We start from the raw sequence: 17,108 nt of genomic DNA, 5'->3' as shown, positions 1-17,108 counted from the left end.
CGCATACGCCAACCGGTTGGAGATCATCGTGTAGGACGCACCCGAGGAGGTGTGCATGTCCGCATGCACGATCGCGTGCTGGGTGCCCAGGATGCCCAACTGGTCCAGGGTGAACGCCCCCACATACACCCCCAACGGTGCACCCCCGATCCGGCCCGCGATCCCGGCGTCGTCGAACGCCTCCCACGCCACCTCCAACACCAACCGTTGTTGGGGCTCCATCGCCGCTCCCTCCCGCGGCGAGATACCGAAGAAGTCCGGATCGAACGCCCACGGATCAGAAGTCATGAACGCCGCCCGCTTCGTATACATCTTCCCAGGCGCCCGCTTCTCCGGATCGTAGAAACGCCGCCAATCCCACCGCTCGAACGGGACTTCACGAACCCCGTCGCGCTTGTTGAGCACGAGATCCCAGAACGATTCAGGAGATTCGATACCACCCGCATAGCGGCATCCGATTCCAACGATAGCGATATCAGACATCATGACTCCTGGCCGACACGAATTTACTCTGCCCACGTGTCCTCGATCGGCCGCGGCGGCGGATCTTTAGACGCGGGCTTCCGTCAGATTGGGTACTTCCGTCAGATTAGGTCGGAGCGACACGACAATTCGGTCGCTCGGCGCTGATGGGCAATCTACCACGGAGGGGTCATATTGCAATGCATAAAATCGGCAGCGAGAAATATATCGAAATGGCTGCCGCAGTTTTCTTTGTGAGCGTCTCGTTATTTTAGATCTTGCTATTCGAACAACTGTCGAACCGTTCGTCTCGGAAACAAATTCGACACAGCGCATCCCAAAGCAGGCACACTACGCAAACCGATACCGGCAAATCCGCACGAATACCCCGAACCACCGGGTCTCGATGTCGTCTCATCCTCGACCCGACATCATGATCGAGTCACGCACATTCCCTCGGCGCGGGTTCGCTGCCGGAGGATCGAACCGCCTGCACGCGTGGGGGTTCGATCGATCGGTCCGCATTCGCCCGCTTTGCGGCGGATGCAAACCCCTGTGCTGGAGGATGCGAGTCGGAATGCCCTACTCCTGGTTTCGGCTCGGCGGGGCGAGGTCAGCGCCCGTGCAGCCAGTGTCTCACCAGTTTCGCGTGGTTGTCCCACCAGGCATGGACGACCTCGGGCGGGGCGTTCCACGGTGGAGGCGGAGCCTCGCCGGGAAACAGATACGTGTCGGTGGGGGTCGCGACGGTCGCCGGCGGCGCGGGCCGAGGCGGCGCAGCGGTTTGCGGTGCGGCAGTTTCCTCGGGCACGGCAACGGGAGGCGCATGCGCTGGCGCAGGTGGCGGGTCCGGAACCTCGACCGGGGGCGGTACGGGCTCGGGGTTCGCGGAGGTGGTGGATGCTTTCCAGGGCACCGCCGCTGCCGACGCCGGCGTCGGTGAGGTCGACAACGGTCGGTCTTCGCGCATCGCCAGGATCGCGATCGCGACTCCGCCGAGCACCGTAGCGACTGCGGCCGCGATCGCGAGTGCTCGTCTGGTTCGCCGACGAGGGGCCGCGGGCGCCTCCACCACCGTGGCGTTCCGGAACCGGGAGGCAGCCACCAATGCCGTGCCGTAGGCGGCGGCATACACGAAGTCGGGCCCTGCGATCACCGGCTTGTCGAGCGCACGTCGCAGTGCGGCCGCAATGTCCGGATCTCCCGCCGAAGAGCCGCACAGGACCACCGCGGACGGGTCCATACCGGCTGCGTCCAGGGCCGGTCGGATTCGCTTGGCCGCTTGGTCCGCGGTACCGGCATCCAGGACGCTCAACGACCACGAGTCCGAGGCGAGGATCTCGTCTCGCCGCGGACCGACCACGAGGTAGGAGGTGTTCGCGGGGGCTACTTCCAGCATCAGCACGGTGCCGTACTTCGCTGGTTCGGGCAGATCGCCGAGCAGCGCCAGCAATGCGGCCTTCGTCGACACCAGGGTCGGCGATTGCCCCGATTGCGCGGGAAGTTGCGATACGACCGCGCGGCGTTCGGCCGCCGTGCGGTAGGCGATCGCCACGTCGTCGATCGGGGTGCCCGCCGCCGCGGAGGCCAATGCGTCGAAGGTTGCGGCGACCGATGCGGCCACCGACTCTCCCACCGGCTGCTCGACCTCCCGTAGCACCGTCGGTCCTTCGTTCGGTTGCGCCGGGAACGAGAGCATCACCCCACGCACCACGGTCTGCTCCGCAGATATTCCGACTGTGACCGGCATATGCTCACCCCTACTCGGACGCTCTTACAGGAGGTTCGTCACCGCCGTGGGCATTGATTGGCCTGCCTCGCTCGTCGCTGTGGCGCCGATCCCGGCTGTGGAGGCCGGCGGAATCTGCGTCCTGCCCGGTCGCGGTGGCGTGTCGGACGCGTCGTTCACCGCAGAGCGGCACGACCGCGAATCCGGCCGAGCAGAACCAGGGACGCCAACGTCAACAACACGAGCAGGGACGTGGACGCGGCTGCGTGGAAGACTTCCCCACGATCGGTCTGACCGAAGATCGTGATCGGCAGGGTTCGCCACGTGGCTGGATACACCATGATCGTCGCACCGAGTTCGCCCATCGACAGTGCGATCGCCAGTCCTGCCGCGGCGCCGAGCGCCGGAAGCAACAGCGGCAGCGTCACCTGGAACAAGATCCGGATCGGGCCGGCGCCCAACGATTGTGCGACGTGATGATAGGCGGGATCGAGCTGTCCGAGCGCGGCGGAAACGGCGCTGAAGACGTAGGCGAGCACCAGCACCGTGTGCGCGAGGATGACGATCCACTTGGTACCGCCCAACAGCAGAGGCCGTTCGTTGAAGGTGATCAGCACCCCGAGCCCGATCGCTACCGACGGTACCGCGACCGGCAGATGGAACACGGCATCGGCGAACGTACGGCACCACTTCGGCGCCTGGGCCGCCGCCAGTGCCGCCCAGGTACCCAGAACGAGAGCAAAACCGCTGGCCAGAATCGCCGTTTGCAGACTGACCATGAGGCTGGCCGCGTCCTGCTCGGACAGTGCTCGACGCACATTGGCCAGACCGAGGTCCGTGGGCAACGGGCCGGTCCAACTGCCCGCCAGTGCCGCGGCGGCCACGGTCGCGATCGGCGCGATGAACACGATCGCGACCACCAGCGCGAATGCCGTCAGTACCAGTGCCCGGCCGGTCTTGGTCCATACCAGCATCGGTCAGCGTCCTTTCGGTCCGGACAGGCGCGCGAAGAGCAGGCGGTAGCCGGTATACAGCGTGAGCGACAGCGCCACCTGCACCGAGGCCAGTACCGCGGCCTGGGGCAGGTCGAACGTGACGATGCCGCGGGTGTAGATCAGCGCGGGCAGGGTGAGTACGCCCTTCGCGCCGGTGAACAGCACGATGCCGAATTCGTTGAGTGTCAGCAACAGCACCAGGCTGCCGCCCGCGGCCAGCGCCGGCCACACCTGTGGTAGCACCACTCGCCACAACACTCGCCACGGCGGGGCGCCGAGACTGGCGGCGACATCGAGTTGCTCGCGCGGCAGCCGTGCGAACGCGGCGAGCAACGGACGCACCACGAAGGGAGTGAAGAAGGTGATCTCCGCGGCAACGACCCCGAAGGGGGTGGTGATGAAGTCGAGCATCGGCGTCTGCCTACCGGTGAGTTCGGTGATCAGCGCGTTGACCGCCCCGGCCGTGCCGTAGAGAAAGGTGAACGCGAGGGTCACCAGGAACGACGGCAGAGTGAGGACGGTGTCGATGAGCCTGCCGACGACCACGGATCCGGGAAAGGGTACGAACGCCAGCACCACCGCGACGAAGGTACCGAGCAGCAGACACCCGACGGTGGACATCGTCGCGATGGTGATGGTGCGACGCAACGCATGCCAAAACTGTTCGGATCCGAATACCGACGACCACACTGCGGTGCCGCGCCCGGTCGGAGTGACCGTGGACTCGGTGAGTACACGCAGGATCGGGTAGACCGCGATGACGAGGACCGCCGCCACCGGCGGCGCCACCCAGAGCACCGGGCGCCAGGCACGTTGCTGCACGCGGGTCGGCGCCGGTCGGTGTTCGGTGGGGCGTTCGAGCAGCGCCGTTCTCACATCGCCCTCTGGTGGTGCGCCGGTCGACTGTCGTCACCGGAGGTGGCGGACCGGTCACGGCCCGGATCGAGTGGTGAACCATCGGTCGGGCGGCCATTGCCGACGGGGCGGGGGATGAGCACGCCTGCCGGATCGGGGAGGCGAACGCCGACCGCGGCATGGACCGGGGTATCGGCATGACCGGGCACATCGACCAGCAGCGGGTCGGGTAGATCGTCAACCTCGAGCTCGACGCGGGTCGTCGGTCCGCGCCAGGCCACCGACCGTACCGTGGCACGCAGAGTGTCGCGTTCGTCGGCTGCCGTCGTGGTGACGGTGTGCGGCCGAACGCACAGCAGTGCCGGTGAGTCCGGCTCCCAGCCGGCGTGACCCACCCCTGGCGTCGGGGCGACGGCGCGCACGGTGTGCCCCCCGACGGTGACCAGTGCGGCACCGCCGGATACGCGGTTCACCGTGCACCCCAGCAGATTCGCGCCGCCGAGGAACGCGGCGGTGAACTCGCTGGGCGGGCGCTGCCAGAGATTCTCGGCGGTATCGACGTCGACCAGCCGGGCATCGCGCATGACTGCGATGCGGTCGGCGAGGGCCAGCGCCTCGGCTTGATCGTGGGTGACATAGACCATGGCGGTGTCCGGCAATGCGCCGCGCAGTTGTTGAAGCTCACCCACCATGGAGTGGCGCAGCTGTGCGTCGAGTGCGGCGAGCGGTTCGTCGAGCAGCAGCACCTTGGGCCGAATGGCAAGGGCGCGAGCGATGGCCACGCGCTGTTGTTGGCCACCGGACAGTTCGCGTGGCAGTCGGGTGGCGTAGTCGGCCATGCCCACCATGGCGAGCACTTCCCGTACCCGTTCATCGATGGCCCTGCGCGCCACTTTGCGTGCCTTCAGACCGAAAGCGACATTGCCGTGCACGGTCAAGTGCGGGAACAGTGCATAAGATTGCACGACGACGCCGATACCGCGTTTGGCCGGGGACAGGCCGGTGACATCGCGCCCGGCCAAGCGAACCGTGCCGGATGTGGGGCGGACGAAGCCGGCCAATGCCTTGAGTGCGGTCGACTTCCCCGAGCCGCTCGGACCGAGCAGCGCGACCGTTTCTCCCGCGGCGACTCGTAGAGTGAAGTCGGCCAGGGCGACGGTGGTCTTGCGACCAGCGGCGTAGCTCACCCCGACCCGGTCGAAGACGATAGCGGGTTCGGTCGCACTCGATGCGTGGGCGAGAGATGCGGAAGCCGTGGACGATGTGAGCGAGACGCCGCGGGCCATCTCAGCCTCCTATTGCCTTCTCGTATGCGGCGATATCGCTGCTGAGATCGGCGACAACCGTGTTCCAGTCCGGGTACACGACTTCGACGCCGTGCAGCAACGAGGCCGGAGTGGGTGTGGAGCCGGTCGTCGGTGCGTCGGCCAGATCGGTCCGGCCGGAGACGGCGAAGGCGTCGGGACCCAGCGTTTGCTGAACCTCTTTGCTGAGCAAGAATTCGATCAGAGTGCGCGCGGCGTCGGCCTGCGGAGCGCCGGTGGCCAGGCCCATGGAGTACGGCAGGGCCACGGTGTGCCGCGTGCCGTCGGCCGAAGCCGGGAAGAAGATTTCGAAATTCGAGCCCTTGCCGGTGATCGAGCCCATATTCATTTGAATGTCACCATTGGCGATCAGCAATTCGCCCTTGCTCACCTTGGGTTGCAGCTTCCCGGTGGAGGCCGAGGGGCCGACATTGTTGACCTGCAACTGCTTCAGATACTCCAGCGCTCCGTCCTTGCCGCGCAATGCCTGCAGCAGGATCAGCACGGCGGTCCCGTCCCCGGCCTGGCCCGGGGTGGAATACTGCAATTTGCCTTCGAATTCGGGCTTCAGTAAATCGTCCCAGGTGAGACCGGACGGGTCCATCGAGGAGTTGGCGATGAAATTCAGATAGTTGCCGGCCAGGCTGATGAATTTGCCATCAGGGTCCTTCTCCGACGCCGGGTAGGCGGCGGTGTCCACGCCCAGTGGCTGCAGCAGTCCGGCGCCGTCGGCTTTCTGAATGAATGGTGGCAGGGTCACCACGATGTCGGCCTGCGGATTGGACTGTTCTTTCTGCACCCGGTTGACGACTTCGCCGGAGCCGGCGGTCACCAGGTTCACGGCGATACCGGTCTCGGATTCGAATGCGTCGAACTGGGTCTCGTACCAGTCTTCCAGACCGTCTGCGGAGTAGACGGTGACCGTCGGTTGGTCGGTGTCTCCGGAGCCGGTGCCGCCGCATGCCGCGGTGAAACTCACTGTGGTGGCGGCCGCGACCAGCAACGTTGTCGTGGTCAGGGCACGGGACAGGCTCTTGGGCAGATTGCGCACGGTAGGAGCAACTTTCACGTCGTCGATGTCGTTGTCGAAGGGATGGATGCCGCAGGGACGCGGTTCGGGACGGGTTTCAGCTGCATTCCTCGAGGATCACGGTGGCGAATTCCGCCACCGAGGCGAGGACATGGGTCGCGCCGGCGGCCCGCAGGCGGTCGGCGTCGTGCGCACCGGTGAGTGTGCCGGCGACGATGCGGGCGCCGGCGGCATGGCCGGTGGCGATGTCGCTGGTGGTGTCACCGAGCACGGCGACGCGATGGACCGAGTCGATGCGTAGCCGCAATACCGCGGTCAGCACCATGTCGGGGTAGGGGCGTCCCCGGCCCGCCTCGGACGGCGACACGGTGAGGTCGGCGATATCGGTCCAGCCCAATGCGGCCAGTAGCCGGTCCTGAGTGGCGCGACTGAATCCGGTGGTCAGCGCGACCCGGACATTTGCCTCGCGCAGCGCCGAAACCGCCTCGGCAGCACCGGGAATCGGAGCTATGCCGACCTCGTCGATGAGGCGGTCGTAGGCCTGCTCGAAGGTCTGGTTCGCCAGTTGCGCGCGGTGCTCGTCGCCGAGTAGCGCCCGGAACACCGTGATCTTCGATTGCCCCATGGTGTCGAGGACGTATTTGCGGGCGTGGTCGCGTTGCGGGCCTTCGGCGTCGATACCGGCCTCGGTGGCCGCGATGTCGAACGCCTGCAGGACGAGGCCGTCGTCGGCGACCGTGGTGCCGGCCATATCGAGGACGGCGAGGTCGATCATTGTCTTCGACACGACGTTCCCCTCAGAGGTCGAGCAGATCGGCGGTGTCCTCGCCGATGACGGTGCTGAGTGTCATGCCGCGGCCGCCGGGCCCGGTGATCACCCAGACATGACGGTCGGCCTGTGCGCGGGTGGCGATGGTGTCCGGATCGAGGCTCTGGCTGTAGGTGCCCGCCCACCGCCGCACGATGGGTGGTAGCTTGCGGCCGAGTAGTTCCTCGGCGACCGACTCGAGGTGTTGGTAGGGGGCTTCGTCGACGTCGAACGCGAAGGGTTCGGCGTACTCGTGGGTGTCGCCGATGGTGAGCCCGCCGTGCAGGCGCTGTACACACAGCAGCTGCATCTTGTGTTCGGCCGCGGTCGGAGTCTGCGCTTGGTCGCGGTTCAGCGTGTCCAGGGCGGAGCCGGCGTATCCGGGGTAGTAGCGAAAGCTGTCACCGTCGGCGACAGCGGTGGTGAGCGGCTCACCGAGCGCGGCGGTCTGCATCATCTGCAGCCGGACTCGCCGTACGGGGATGGCGCCGACCAACTCTCTGGTCAGGCCGTTGTGTGCATCGCCGGGACAGACCAGGACCACATCGGCATGGAATGTGCGGCCGTGGTCGTCGCGCACCGTCGCGCCCGATTCGGTGTCGGTGACCGAACGGGCCTCGGTGGCAGGGTGGAAGGCATAGCGTCCGGTTGCGGTGAGATGGTCGCGCAGCGCGGGGAGGGCTTGCCGGGACTCGACGGCAGCGTCTTGTGAACAGTGCAGTCCGGCAAGGAATGTGCCGCGAAGCGCGGGGTTGAGCGCACGGACGCGTTCTGGTTCGAGCAGCGTGAAGCCGCGCGCTTCGGCGCTGGAGCCGGCTGCGGCGGCTTCGGCCACGGCCAGCTCCTGCGGTGTGCGCACCATGGTCAGTGAACCAGCGGGTCGGAATCCGATACGGGGCACCTCGGCGGCGATCTTCTCCCACAGCGCTCGGGCGCGCAGGGCGTGGTCCAGCTCGGCTTCCGACCGCCCGGACACCCAGACCAGGCCGAAGTTGCGCACCGTCGCCCCGCGCGCTTCGGGCTCGCGCTCCAACTGAACGACGTCGTGTCCTCGGTCGACCGCGGCCACAGCGTGTGCTGTGCCGAGGATTCCGCCTCCAATGATGACCAATCGCATGGCTCGATAGTGATCAATGGTCTAGACCTATTGGTGTTTCCTGTGAAAACGTCAGGTAAACAATTGGTATAGACCAATCGCGGGTAGGCTGACGACATGGAGCAAGCGCCGCGGACTGGAGTGGCTTCGGAGACCGGTAGTGCCGAAACATATTGTGGCCGTGTGGAACCAGGACTCCCAGAACGTCGACTCCCAGAGCGTCTGAGCAAGCCGTATCTGGTACGGACGAAGCTGGAGGCAATGCTCGATGAACTCGACGAGGGCGACGCGGTGCCCTCCGAGCGTGAATTGGCCGTCCGCTTCGCCGTGTCACGCGAAACCGTCCGACAGGCACTGCGCGACCTGATGGTGGAAGGGCGGGTTCGCCGGCAGGGACGCGGCACGGTGGTGTCCCGGCCGAAGATGGTGCAGCCGTTGTCGCTGCGCTCCTACACCGAAGGCGCGCTCAGCCTGGGCAGAGTCCCCGGCCGCATCGTGGTCACCTGGGAGGACGTCCCGGCTGACGCCGATACCGGCCGTGATCTCGGTCTCCCCGTCGGCACCGTGGTCATGCATCTCGAGCGGGTGCTGCTCGCGGACGGTGAGCGCATCGGTTTGGAGAGCACCTACCTTCCACTGCCGCGCTTCGCCGGGCTGCGCGAACACTACGATCCGACCACGTCGTTGTATACCGCGGTGCGGGCATCCGGCGTGGAGTTCGCCGCAGCTACGGAGCGCATCGAGACGGTACTGGCCTCGCCGCGCGAAGCGGCGCTGCTGGAGTGCACCACTGCGTTGCCGTTGCTGTTGTTGAATCGCCGCAGCGTCGATGATCACGATGCCCCGATAGAGCGGGTGCGCGCGCTGTATCGGGGCGACCGCATCGCTTTCCAGGCGCGGCTGGGCCGCTAGCCGTCGTGCGCGACCGTCGCTGACCACCCGCGCCGGCGGGTCGCGAAGACATGCCAGCCGATATCTCGGGATACCCCGCACCGGGCCGAGCGTGTGCGACACTTCGGCCACATCGATCCGGTTCGAAGGGAAGCGTGCAGATGTCCAGCGCATTGTGGATTCGCATCATCGATCGAGGCGACGAGGAATGGATCCGCGCCGACCAAGTCATCGCGCTCGCGATCACCAGGGTGCAGGAGGGTACCGGCGAGACGTTTCAAATCAGCGCGAGTGTCTTCGCCCACACCAGGACGTCGAGAGTGCTGGCCGACGGTCTGGCGTCCCGGGAGGCCGCACACACCGTCGCGCAACAGATAGTGCACGCCATCGCCGCCAATCACCCAGGGGTGATGTCGTTCGACCGGCATGAGGTCACCTTCGCTGCGACAGCGGATGAGCTGTCGTAAGGAGCCGAGTCGAGCCCGGAAAGCAGTGGCTGACGCTGCCGGCTTTGTTACCCGGCGACAAGAAGTCGGGGAAATGTTGCCGTTCTGCAACGAGCCACCTGTCGGCGTGACTTCTATCCTCGGGTCTGGCCTCCGAATGTCACGGTCATACTGTGCGGCGGTCACACCGGTGTCAACCGGGCGTCAGTGGCGAAGGTTTTCCTCTCCGCCAGCGACAACGACCAGGTAGGACAGCATGCAGCGCCCCATCACGATCAACGATCACGGCACCTTCCGAGAATCTGTGCGCGAATTCGTCCGGAATGTGCTCGCGCCCACATACGAGCAGATCCTCGCCGACACCTCGGTGCCGCGTGCGGTCTGGAAGGAGGCCGGCGCGCACGGTCTGCTCGGGGTGCAGGTCCCTGTGGAGTACGGCGGCGCCGGAATGAGCGACTTTCGGTTCAATGCGATTGTCGCAGAGGAAGTATCCCAGCACAGCCATAGCGTGGCCTCCTTCCTGAGCGTGCACTCCGATGTGTGCGCGTTCCATATCGCCCAACTCGGCACGGAGGGACAGAAGAGGCGATGGCTGCCGGATATCGCCGCTGGGGAGAAGATCTGGAGCATGGTCGCCGCCCAGCCAACGCATGGCTCGCGCACGTCGGCGCGGCGAATCTCCGCTGTGCGTGACGGCGAGGACTGGGTTCTCGACGGTGTGGATTCGTGTGTCGTCAATGGAGTGCACGCCGACCTGTTCGTAGTCGCGGCCAGTGTCGGACCCGCCGTCGGATCGGAGGGTATCACCTTGTTCGTGGTCGACAGCGGAATGCGTGGTTTCAGCCGGCGAAGCAAAGCTGCGCCGCACGAATTCGGTACTGCCGATGTGTTCTTCGACCAGGTTCGGCTACCCGATACGAACCGTCTCGGACCGGTGAGCAAGGGGTTTGCGGCCATGACGGATTCCTCGCCCAGGCAACGGCTGGCTGCGGCTGTGGCCGACATCGGCCATGCCGCCCGGATACTGCACGACACGACCGAGCATGTCGGCCAGCGCTTCACGACCGGACGGTCGTTCGGATGGTCACCGGTCGGCAAGCCCATGCTGAGCGACATGGCGACCAGTTTGAACATGGTCACTGCATTTCTCGACTACTGCATGACGGCCTATGCCCGCGGGGAATTGTCGGATGCAGATGCCGCCAAAGTCCGGCGGTTGTCGAACGATATCCGAAGCCAGGTTATGGATCGCTGCCTGCCGTCGGGCCGGCGCGGCCGGACGCCCACCTGCTGTGCCGGGGAGCGCCGCCGCGGCGCCGGCGCCGTGAATGCCTGGCTCGGGACCAATGACATCAGGAAAGAATTGATCGGCCGCGCCAGCGGTCTGTAGTGCCGATCGGCCTGTAATGTCGAGCGCCTGGGCCTCTTCCGTAGCCTGAGCGGAGTTGGCTGGCACGGTCGACGAAATCACCCAGTGGGCGAATGCTGCCTACACGAGAGTTGTGGGTAGTTCGCCGGGTTGTCACGGGGCGACAAGCAGTTGCGGAAAAATTGACGTCGAACGACGAGCCCCGCGCAAAACGAGACGTTTACGATCGGGTCGTTGGAGCGCTTCGTACGTCATATCACTTGCTACGGCGCCCCCAACCGGCCCCTCGTGGGCACCTGCTGCGACAGAATTCGTCGGCGAATTCGTTTCCAAGTCCCACAAGCGAAAACGACCAGACAGGTAGACATGCAGCGCCCCGGCTATGACAGCGACCACAACGATTTCCGAGAAACAGTGCGTGGCTTCGTTCAAGGAGTGCTCGCACCGAGACGAGAGCAGATCCTCGCGGACAGTGCGATGCCGCGCGAGGTTTGGAAGGAGGCAGGCGCACTGGGCTTGCTCGGGCTGACCATCCCGGAGGAACTGGGCGGCGCCCGTGTTGCCGATATCAGATTCAATATCATTGTCGCCGAAGAGGTTGCAGCGCTCGGTCGCGGTCTGGCCGGCAGTCTGAGCGCGCATTCCGATTCGGGAGCGTTCTACATCGTGCGGTTCGGTGACACCGACCAGCAGAAGCGGTGGCTTCCGGGTCTCGCCACTGGTGAACAGATCTGTGCCGTCGCCACCTCCGAGTCGTCGGCCGGCTCCGATCCGGCCGCTGTTCGACCCGCGGCGGCGCGTGACGGCGACGACTGGATCATTCGAGGATCTCATCCAGTCGTTCCCAACGGCGCCGATGCCGACCTCGCTGTCGTCGCGGTCGATACCGGGCACGGTCCGGCGGACACGAGTACCACGTTGTTCGTGATCGACAGTGGAATGCGGGGTTTCCGCCGTGAAGGCGTAGGCAGTAATGCGGGCGAGGACGCGCGTGCTGCTACTGCCGAGCAGCTCGACAGCGCCGAACTGTTCTTCGACGAGGTCCGCGTAAGCGATGCCCATCGGCTCGGCGCGGTGAATCGCGGCTACGCAGCCATGATGGAGGTTTTGCCGCGAGAACGGCTGGCTGCCGCTGCAGCCGATGTGGGCAACGCCACGCGGATGCTTCAGGACATGATCGAGGGTGTCGAGCGCGACTCGGTCGAGCCCGAGCTCGCAGAGTTGGTGACCAGTGTCGACGTCGTCATTGGTTTCCTCGATCACTGCGTCGTGGCGCATACTCAGGCAGAACTGTCGGATGTCGACGCTGCCAAGGTCAAGTGGTGGGCGGCGGATATCCGGAATCGGGTCATGGTTCGCTACTCGCAATGGTGCGGGTAGGAACGCGACGGCGCGTCGAGGACGATGAATACTCGGTTACCGGCGGCATCGAAAATGCCCGGATTGGTACGAGTGAGGTCACGAACGTTACGAACCAGATCACGAGAACACTGATTGGTTGGCAGTTTCGATGCGTGGTGTAGATCGCAGATATCAGAACGTCGGCAAAGGCGTCTGATCGGGGTCCGACCGTGTCCCGGCCGACTAGATTGCGGGTATGGAGCTGGCCTGGACTCCGATCGCCGGCACCGACGCCCACCATGTCTGGCAGGGCCTGCTGCGCCAACTCGGTGCGGAGTTGGCCGGAATGGCAGACGAGGTCGCCGGCCGGGCAGTCGAGTCCTACCGGTCTTCGGTTCCGGAATTGTTTGCCGATGTGCAGACGGTGCAGGAACTGGGCGTCAGTACCGCTGCCAATATCAGAGACTTCGGTGAGTTGGTCGAACGCGGTATCGATCCGCGGACCATGCAACTGCCGTCGGCGACGGTTGTCGTGGCCCGGTCGAGCGTACAGCGCGGCGTGGGGCTCGCACCATTGCTGCGGTGCTACCAGCTCGGTCACGAAATCGTGTGGCGGTGGCTCTTCGCTCGAATTACGGAAAGTTCCAGTGGTCATGACGAACTCGCCACGGCTGCCACAGCAGCGTCCGCGTGGTTGTTCGCGTTCGTCGACGAGGCCACCGACCAGCTGACCGATGTCTACGAGAAGGAACTGGAGCAGTGGCTGGCGAGCGCGATCGCGGAGCGGGCAGAGACCATCGGTGCGATTCTGTCCGGGCGTGAACGCGATACCGTCCATGCCTCACGCAAGCTGCGCTACGACCTCGAGCGCCAGCACATCGGGGTGTACGCCTGGTTCACTGCCGGGCCGGCCGAGCCCGATTCACAAGCACAGTTGAACCAGACGATCAGAGAACTCGCCGCTCGGACGGACGCCATCAGCACCCTGACCATCCCGTTGGGGTCGCTCGCAGCCCGCGCCTGGCTGACCCGACCTGGAACGTTCACCGAGAAGCACCTCCAACGGTTGGCCGAGTGGCGCAGCAACGGCAACGTCAGGATTTCGATGGGCAGCCCGGGGGCCGGACTCGACGGCTTCCGACGCACCCAATTGGAGGCCGAACATGCCCGCAGGTTCGCTGCTCTCGTCCGAGAAGCGCCTGTCACGTGCTATCAAGACGTCGCCATCGCAGCCATGGCGACGGCGGATATGGAACAGGCGTCGTTCTTTGTCCACCGTGTCTTGGGACCCTTGGCCGAGAGCTCCGAGACGATGATGCGGGTATCCGAGACGTTGGCGGTATTCCTCGACGAGAACGGAAGTCGCAGCCGCGCGGCGACGCGGCTGCACATCCATGGGAACACGGTGAACTACCGGGTACGCCAAGCCGAGCAGATGTTGCATCGCGATCTGAATCACAACACGCTGGACCTTCAGGTCGCCTTGGCGATCCTCCCGGCTGTTCGTGGGTGACGTCCCCGCCGGGGTTCGGCCTGTTCGCCCGCGCGGCGGAGACGTAGGTGGCGTGAGCTACGGCTTGGGCGGAAGGAATTCGGGTTGGTCGATCAGTCGAAGCCAGCTGCCGTCGGGCTGGCGTCGAACGACCTGCGCTCGGGCGCCGGAGCCGTCTTTCGGCGGAGTCGAGGTGAGTGCGATGTCGTCGCTGACGAGCGTAGGCAACGGGTCTTCGGGCTCGAATCGAGGGCTGTTGGCCAGCACTTTTTCCCACAGCACACGGATCGCTTCCCGTCCCGTGGTCACTTCGCCGGGCGGGTAGCCCATAACCGCGTGTTCTTCATACAGTGCGGCGACTCCGGCGGCGTCGCCGGCATTGGACCGTGCGACGAACAAGCGGGTGATGTCTTCGGGGCGCATTGCTTTCGCGTAGGCCGCGTATTCGGGATTGTTCGTCATGGATCCTCCTGGCTTCCGGTGTGCTGCTGTCCAGCATGTCCGGGCTCGAGCGAGAAGTCCAACAGATGAAACTTATATGTACTAGAATCAATACTTATGGAATTGCGGCAGCTGGAGTACTTCGTCGCCGTAGCCGAAGAGCGGAACTTCACTCGGGCGGCCGAGCGAGTGCACATCAGCCAGTCCGGCGTCAGCGCTCAGATCCGCCAGCTCGAGCGGGAACTCGGCGCACAGCTGTTCGACCGGTCGGCTCGCACCGCCACGCTGACCACCGCGGGAAAGGCGGCACTCGATCATGCCCGCGCCGCGTTGGCCGCGGCCGGCGAGCTCGGCCAGGCAGTAGGCGACGTGACCGGGCTGATCCGCGGGCAGCTCACGGTCGGGATGGTCATCGGCTGCACGATCACCCCGCTGTTCGACGCGCTCGCCCGGTTTCATCGGGCGCACCCCGGTGTGGGGGTCGCGCTCTTGGAGGACAACTCCGACCGGCTGGTCGATGCAGTACGTGCCGGCGGCATCGACATCGCGCTCATCGGCACGGCAACCACCGCCCTGGACGGCCTGGATACGCTGACGATCACCAGTGACCGACTCGTCGTGGTCGTCCCCCCCGGGCACCCGCTGGCGAAACAGCAGCAGGTCACCCTGCGCGACCTGTGTGATCATCCGATCGCGTGCATGCCGCCGGGAACTGGGCTGCGGACAGTGTTCGACCGAGCGTGTGCCACACAGGGCATCTGGCCCGGAATCGGGTTACAGGCCAGTTCTTCGGATGCCCTTGCCGACCTTGCCAGCCGTGGATTGGCTGCGGCCGTGCTGGGCGCTTCGATGGCTGCGGACTACGACGACCGGCTCGCTGCGCGCGTCATCGATGACATCGTGTCGCCTGCCGTGCTCGCGCTGGCGTGGAAGAGCGCACACAGTCCTGCGGTGCGCGAGTTCCTGGTGCACAGCCGACGCGCCTTCGTGACCCGGTCCACGCAGGACTGAGGGACCCGGCGAATTCCGGTCGCGCGGCCCGAAGCCACCTGGTCTCGGGCCGCGCCCCGCGCCCGCCCCGGGCAGTGGTCGCGTGTGAGGATGAGCCGGTGGCGCAGAGACATTCGCGGTTGCGCGAGCTGTATCGGATCAAGCGGTGGATCTATCGCGGGGGCAAGCCCGATCGGGTGGCGAGGCTGCTCAACCGGTACTGGGCTGGCCAGTACAGTGCCGGAGGTCGGCTCGCGCGCTCGCGAGATGTCGAGCTCGAGGTCGTCGGCCGTTCGAGCGGGCGGCCGATCCGGTTCCCGATCGTGCTCGCCGACATCGACGGGGACTGGTACGCGGTGTCGATGCTGGGCGCGAACGCGAACTGGGTACGCAATCTGCGCGCCGCGCACGGTCACGCGCTGATCCGCCACGGTGGGCAATGGAAGGTGCGGCTCACCGAGGTGGACCCCGCCGCCGCGGCGCCGATTCTCAAGCGCTACCTCGATGTCGCGCCGGGCGCGCGACCCCATTTCCCGATCGACACCTACGCGTCGGTGGACCGATTCGAGGCCATCGCCGTCGACCACCCCGCCTTCCGCGTCGACGGTTTCACCCCGCTCGCGCCCGGAAGATGAGCAGCGCACCGGCCAGGCCAAGCATGGGTGCCGGCGGCCGGTGTCGCCGCAGGGCTCTGGCACGGGCATGGCCGGATGCGCTGCGATCGGCTTCGCGCTGGATCGGATTCTCCGATCGGGAGCGCGACACGAGGCTGGAACGGCCGGTCGCTTGCTGTCCGGCCGAAAGAGGCGTGCCGCGTCACGGCTTCGGTTGATCGTGGTGTACTCCGGCCGGATTTCGTGGCCGAGTGTGGGGCTGGGGCGTTGAGCACGGTGGCGGTGTCGGTTCTGGTGACCAGGAGCGCGACCCCGTCGGTGCTTGGTGTTCGGGCGTTGCAGACCAACTGGACCGTCCCAATCCTTAGCCGCCCAGGGGCGGTGCTCGCGGATAGTCGCTGCCGCAATGAACGTCATCGGCCCGGCCTGCTCGCGCCGCTCGTATCGGGCGCGCCGGTCGGCCGGGCCGATGTCCGCTTCTAGCTGCCGGGGTTGCTCACCTGGTCCGGGATCGCCGGGTTGGGAGTGACGGTGTAGCCGTCCCCGCCGAGTGAGAAGGTAATGACCGCCGGGCCACCGGAGGGGCAACAGTTAGGGTCACTGTTCTCGAGCCACCGATACCGCACTTGGACACTGCGATCGGACGATCCAACCACCTCGGTATACGCGGTCGCGTTTGCCGTAGCGGTGCCGAGATAGCCGTCGTGATTGAAGAACAGCACATGCCAGGGCGAACTCGCCGTCCCTCCTGGTGTCGCGGCCAACAGCCACAGCAGTTGTGGGCAGGACCCGAGAGGTGCACTGAGACTGCTGTGGACGACGTACCTCGTGCCGCCCGGTGCGGGCGCGAGCGAATTCATCGCAGCGTTCACCTCACCCGAGTTGGTATCGAGGCATTCACCGTTTCCACTGGTGACGGGAGTTTTCGTCGGCGGGATCTGCCCGGGCCCATCTGCTGGTGTGGGCGTGATCTCCCCCGGGGAGACCGGGTTCGCCGGCAAGGTTTGCCCGGTATCTCCTACCGGTGCCGGCGATGATGGCGTGACCTCGACTGTCGACTGGTCGGGTTCGCTCGGTCGAGTGGCCGACGTACCCGAGTCCTGACAACCCGCGACGGCGACACTCAACGCGATCACCGTGATCACGGTCCTCATAATCGTTTTCATCCGCTCCTCCTTCGAGTTCCCAATGCCTGGAAAATCCGATCCAGGAGAGCTGTTGTTACAGGTTCAGTGGTGGGTAGTA

Annotated in this window: 16 protein-coding genes and 1 pseudogene; 7 read left to right on the top strand and 10 right to left on the bottom strand. The window is 65.7% G+C overall.

Annotation, left to right across the window (positions count from 1 at the left end):
- From K940_RS0113450 to K940_RS0113415, 8 genes and pseudogenes are all read right to left on the bottom strand, one after another.
- A partial coding sequence (locus tag K940_RS0113450; protein ID WP_196812194.1) for a beta-ketoacyl synthase N-terminal-like domain-containing protein occupies window positions 1-483 on the bottom strand: 483 nt, incomplete at its 3' end.
- A gap of 592 nt (window positions 484-1,075) precedes the next feature.
- Window positions 1,076-2,212, bottom strand: a complete 1,137-nt coding sequence (locus K940_RS30785) for a hypothetical protein (protein ID WP_028477981.1) — start codon at window positions 2,210-2,212, stop codon at window positions 1,076-1,078.
- 155 nt (window positions 2,213-2,367) lie between these two features.
- A complete protein-coding gene (locus K940_RS0113440; protein WP_028477980.1) occupies window positions 2,368-3,165 on the bottom strand; it encodes an iron ABC transporter permease in 798 nt (265 codons plus the stop codon).
- Between the two features lie 3 nt (window positions 3,166-3,168).
- Window positions 3,169-4,062, bottom strand: a complete 894-nt coding sequence (locus K940_RS0113435) for a 2-aminoethylphosphonate ABC transporter permease subunit (protein WP_036528490.1) — start codon at window positions 4,060-4,062, stop codon at window positions 3,169-3,171.
- A 104-nt stretch (window positions 4,063-4,166) separates the two neighbouring features.
- A pseudogene (locus K940_RS28200) lies at window positions 4,167-5,327 on the bottom strand (ABC transporter ATP-binding protein); the annotation flags it as partial.
- Between the two features lies 1 nt (window position 5,328).
- Window positions 5,329-6,375, bottom strand: a complete 1,047-nt coding sequence (locus tag K940_RS0113425; protein ID WP_051407161.1) for a 2-aminoethylphosphonate ABC transporter substrate-binding protein — start codon at window positions 6,373-6,375, stop codon at window positions 5,329-5,331.
- Window positions 6,376-6,472: 97 nt separating this feature from the next.
- On the bottom strand, window positions 6,473-7,162 hold the full coding sequence (locus K940_RS0113420; RefSeq protein WP_028477977.1) for a phosphonatase-like hydrolase: 690 nt from the start codon (window positions 7,160-7,162) through the stop codon (window positions 6,473-6,475).
- A 10-nt stretch (window positions 7,163-7,172) separates the two neighbouring features.
- Complete coding sequence (locus tag K940_RS0113415; protein WP_028477976.1) at window positions 7,173-8,300, bottom strand: TIGR03364 family FAD-dependent oxidoreductase; 1,128 nt, start codon at window positions 8,298-8,300, stop codon at window positions 7,173-7,175.
- A gap of 240 nt (window positions 8,301-8,540) precedes the next feature.
- On the opposite strand from K940_RS0113415, the gene K940_RS0113410 reads away from it, so the two are divergent.
- The 5 genes from K940_RS0113410 to K940_RS0113390 all read left to right on the top strand — a co-directional run bounded on the left by K940_RS0113410 (window position 8,541) and on the right by K940_RS0113390 (window position 13,839).
- Window positions 8,541-9,191 (top strand): GntR family transcriptional regulator, encoded by a 651-nt coding sequence (locus K940_RS0113410; protein WP_051407158.1) that lies wholly within the window; start codon window positions 8,541-8,543, stop codon window positions 9,189-9,191.
- Window positions 9,192-9,331: 140 nt separating this feature from the next.
- Window positions 9,332-9,637: a hypothetical protein gene (locus K940_RS0113405; RefSeq protein WP_028477974.1), complete on the top strand. Its 306-nt coding sequence runs from the start codon at window positions 9,332-9,334 to the stop codon at window positions 9,635-9,637.
- Between the two features lie 235 nt (window positions 9,638-9,872).
- Complete coding sequence (locus tag K940_RS0113400; RefSeq protein WP_028477973.1) at window positions 9,873-11,006, top strand: acyl-CoA dehydrogenase family protein; 1,134 nt, start codon at window positions 9,873-9,875, stop codon at window positions 11,004-11,006.
- Between the two features lie 345 nt (window positions 11,007-11,351).
- A complete protein-coding gene (locus K940_RS0113395; protein WP_028477972.1) occupies window positions 11,352-12,365 on the top strand; it encodes an acyl-CoA dehydrogenase family protein in 1,014 nt (337 codons plus the stop codon).
- Between the two features lie 217 nt (window positions 12,366-12,582).
- Window positions 12,583-13,839 (top strand): CdaR family transcriptional regulator, encoded by a 1,257-nt coding sequence (locus K940_RS0113390; protein WP_028477971.1) that lies wholly within the window; start codon window positions 12,583-12,585, stop codon window positions 13,837-13,839.
- A gap of 57 nt (window positions 13,840-13,896) precedes the next feature.
- On the opposite strand, the gene K940_RS0113385 is transcribed toward K940_RS0113390, so the two are convergent.
- Window positions 13,897-14,280 carry a nuclear transport factor 2 family protein gene (locus K940_RS0113385; protein ID WP_036528486.1) on the bottom strand — a complete coding sequence of 128 codons (384 nt, stop codon included), beginning with the start codon at window positions 14,278-14,280 and terminating at the stop codon, window positions 13,897-13,899.
- A gap of 96 nt (window positions 14,281-14,376) precedes the next feature.
- Here K940_RS0113385 and K940_RS0113380 point away from each other — a divergent pair, with 96 nt between their 5' ends.
- Entirely contained in the window at window positions 14,377-15,270 is an 894-nt protein-coding gene (locus K940_RS0113380; RefSeq protein ID WP_028477969.1) for a LysR family transcriptional regulator, read from the top strand.
- Window positions 15,271-15,368: 98 nt separating this feature from the next.
- A complete protein-coding gene (locus K940_RS0113375; RefSeq protein WP_196812192.1) occupies window positions 15,369-15,884 on the top strand; it encodes a nitroreductase/quinone reductase family protein in 516 nt (171 codons plus the stop codon).
- A 458-nt stretch (window positions 15,885-16,342) separates the two neighbouring features.
- Here K940_RS0113375 and K940_RS30780 read toward each other — a convergent pair whose 3' ends face one another.
- Window positions 16,343-17,029 (bottom strand): LppP/LprE family lipoprotein, encoded by a 687-nt coding sequence (locus K940_RS30780; RefSeq protein ID WP_081706339.1) that lies wholly within the window; start codon window positions 17,027-17,029, stop codon window positions 16,343-16,345.
- Window positions 17,030-17,108: the final 79 nt, after the last annotated feature.

This window comes from Nocardia sp. CNY236 (assembly GCF_000482385.1).
Taxonomy (GTDB): domain Bacteria; phylum Actinomycetota; class Actinomycetes; order Mycobacteriales; family Mycobacteriaceae; genus Nocardia.
This window is presented reverse-complemented; position numbering and strand designations above follow the sequence as displayed.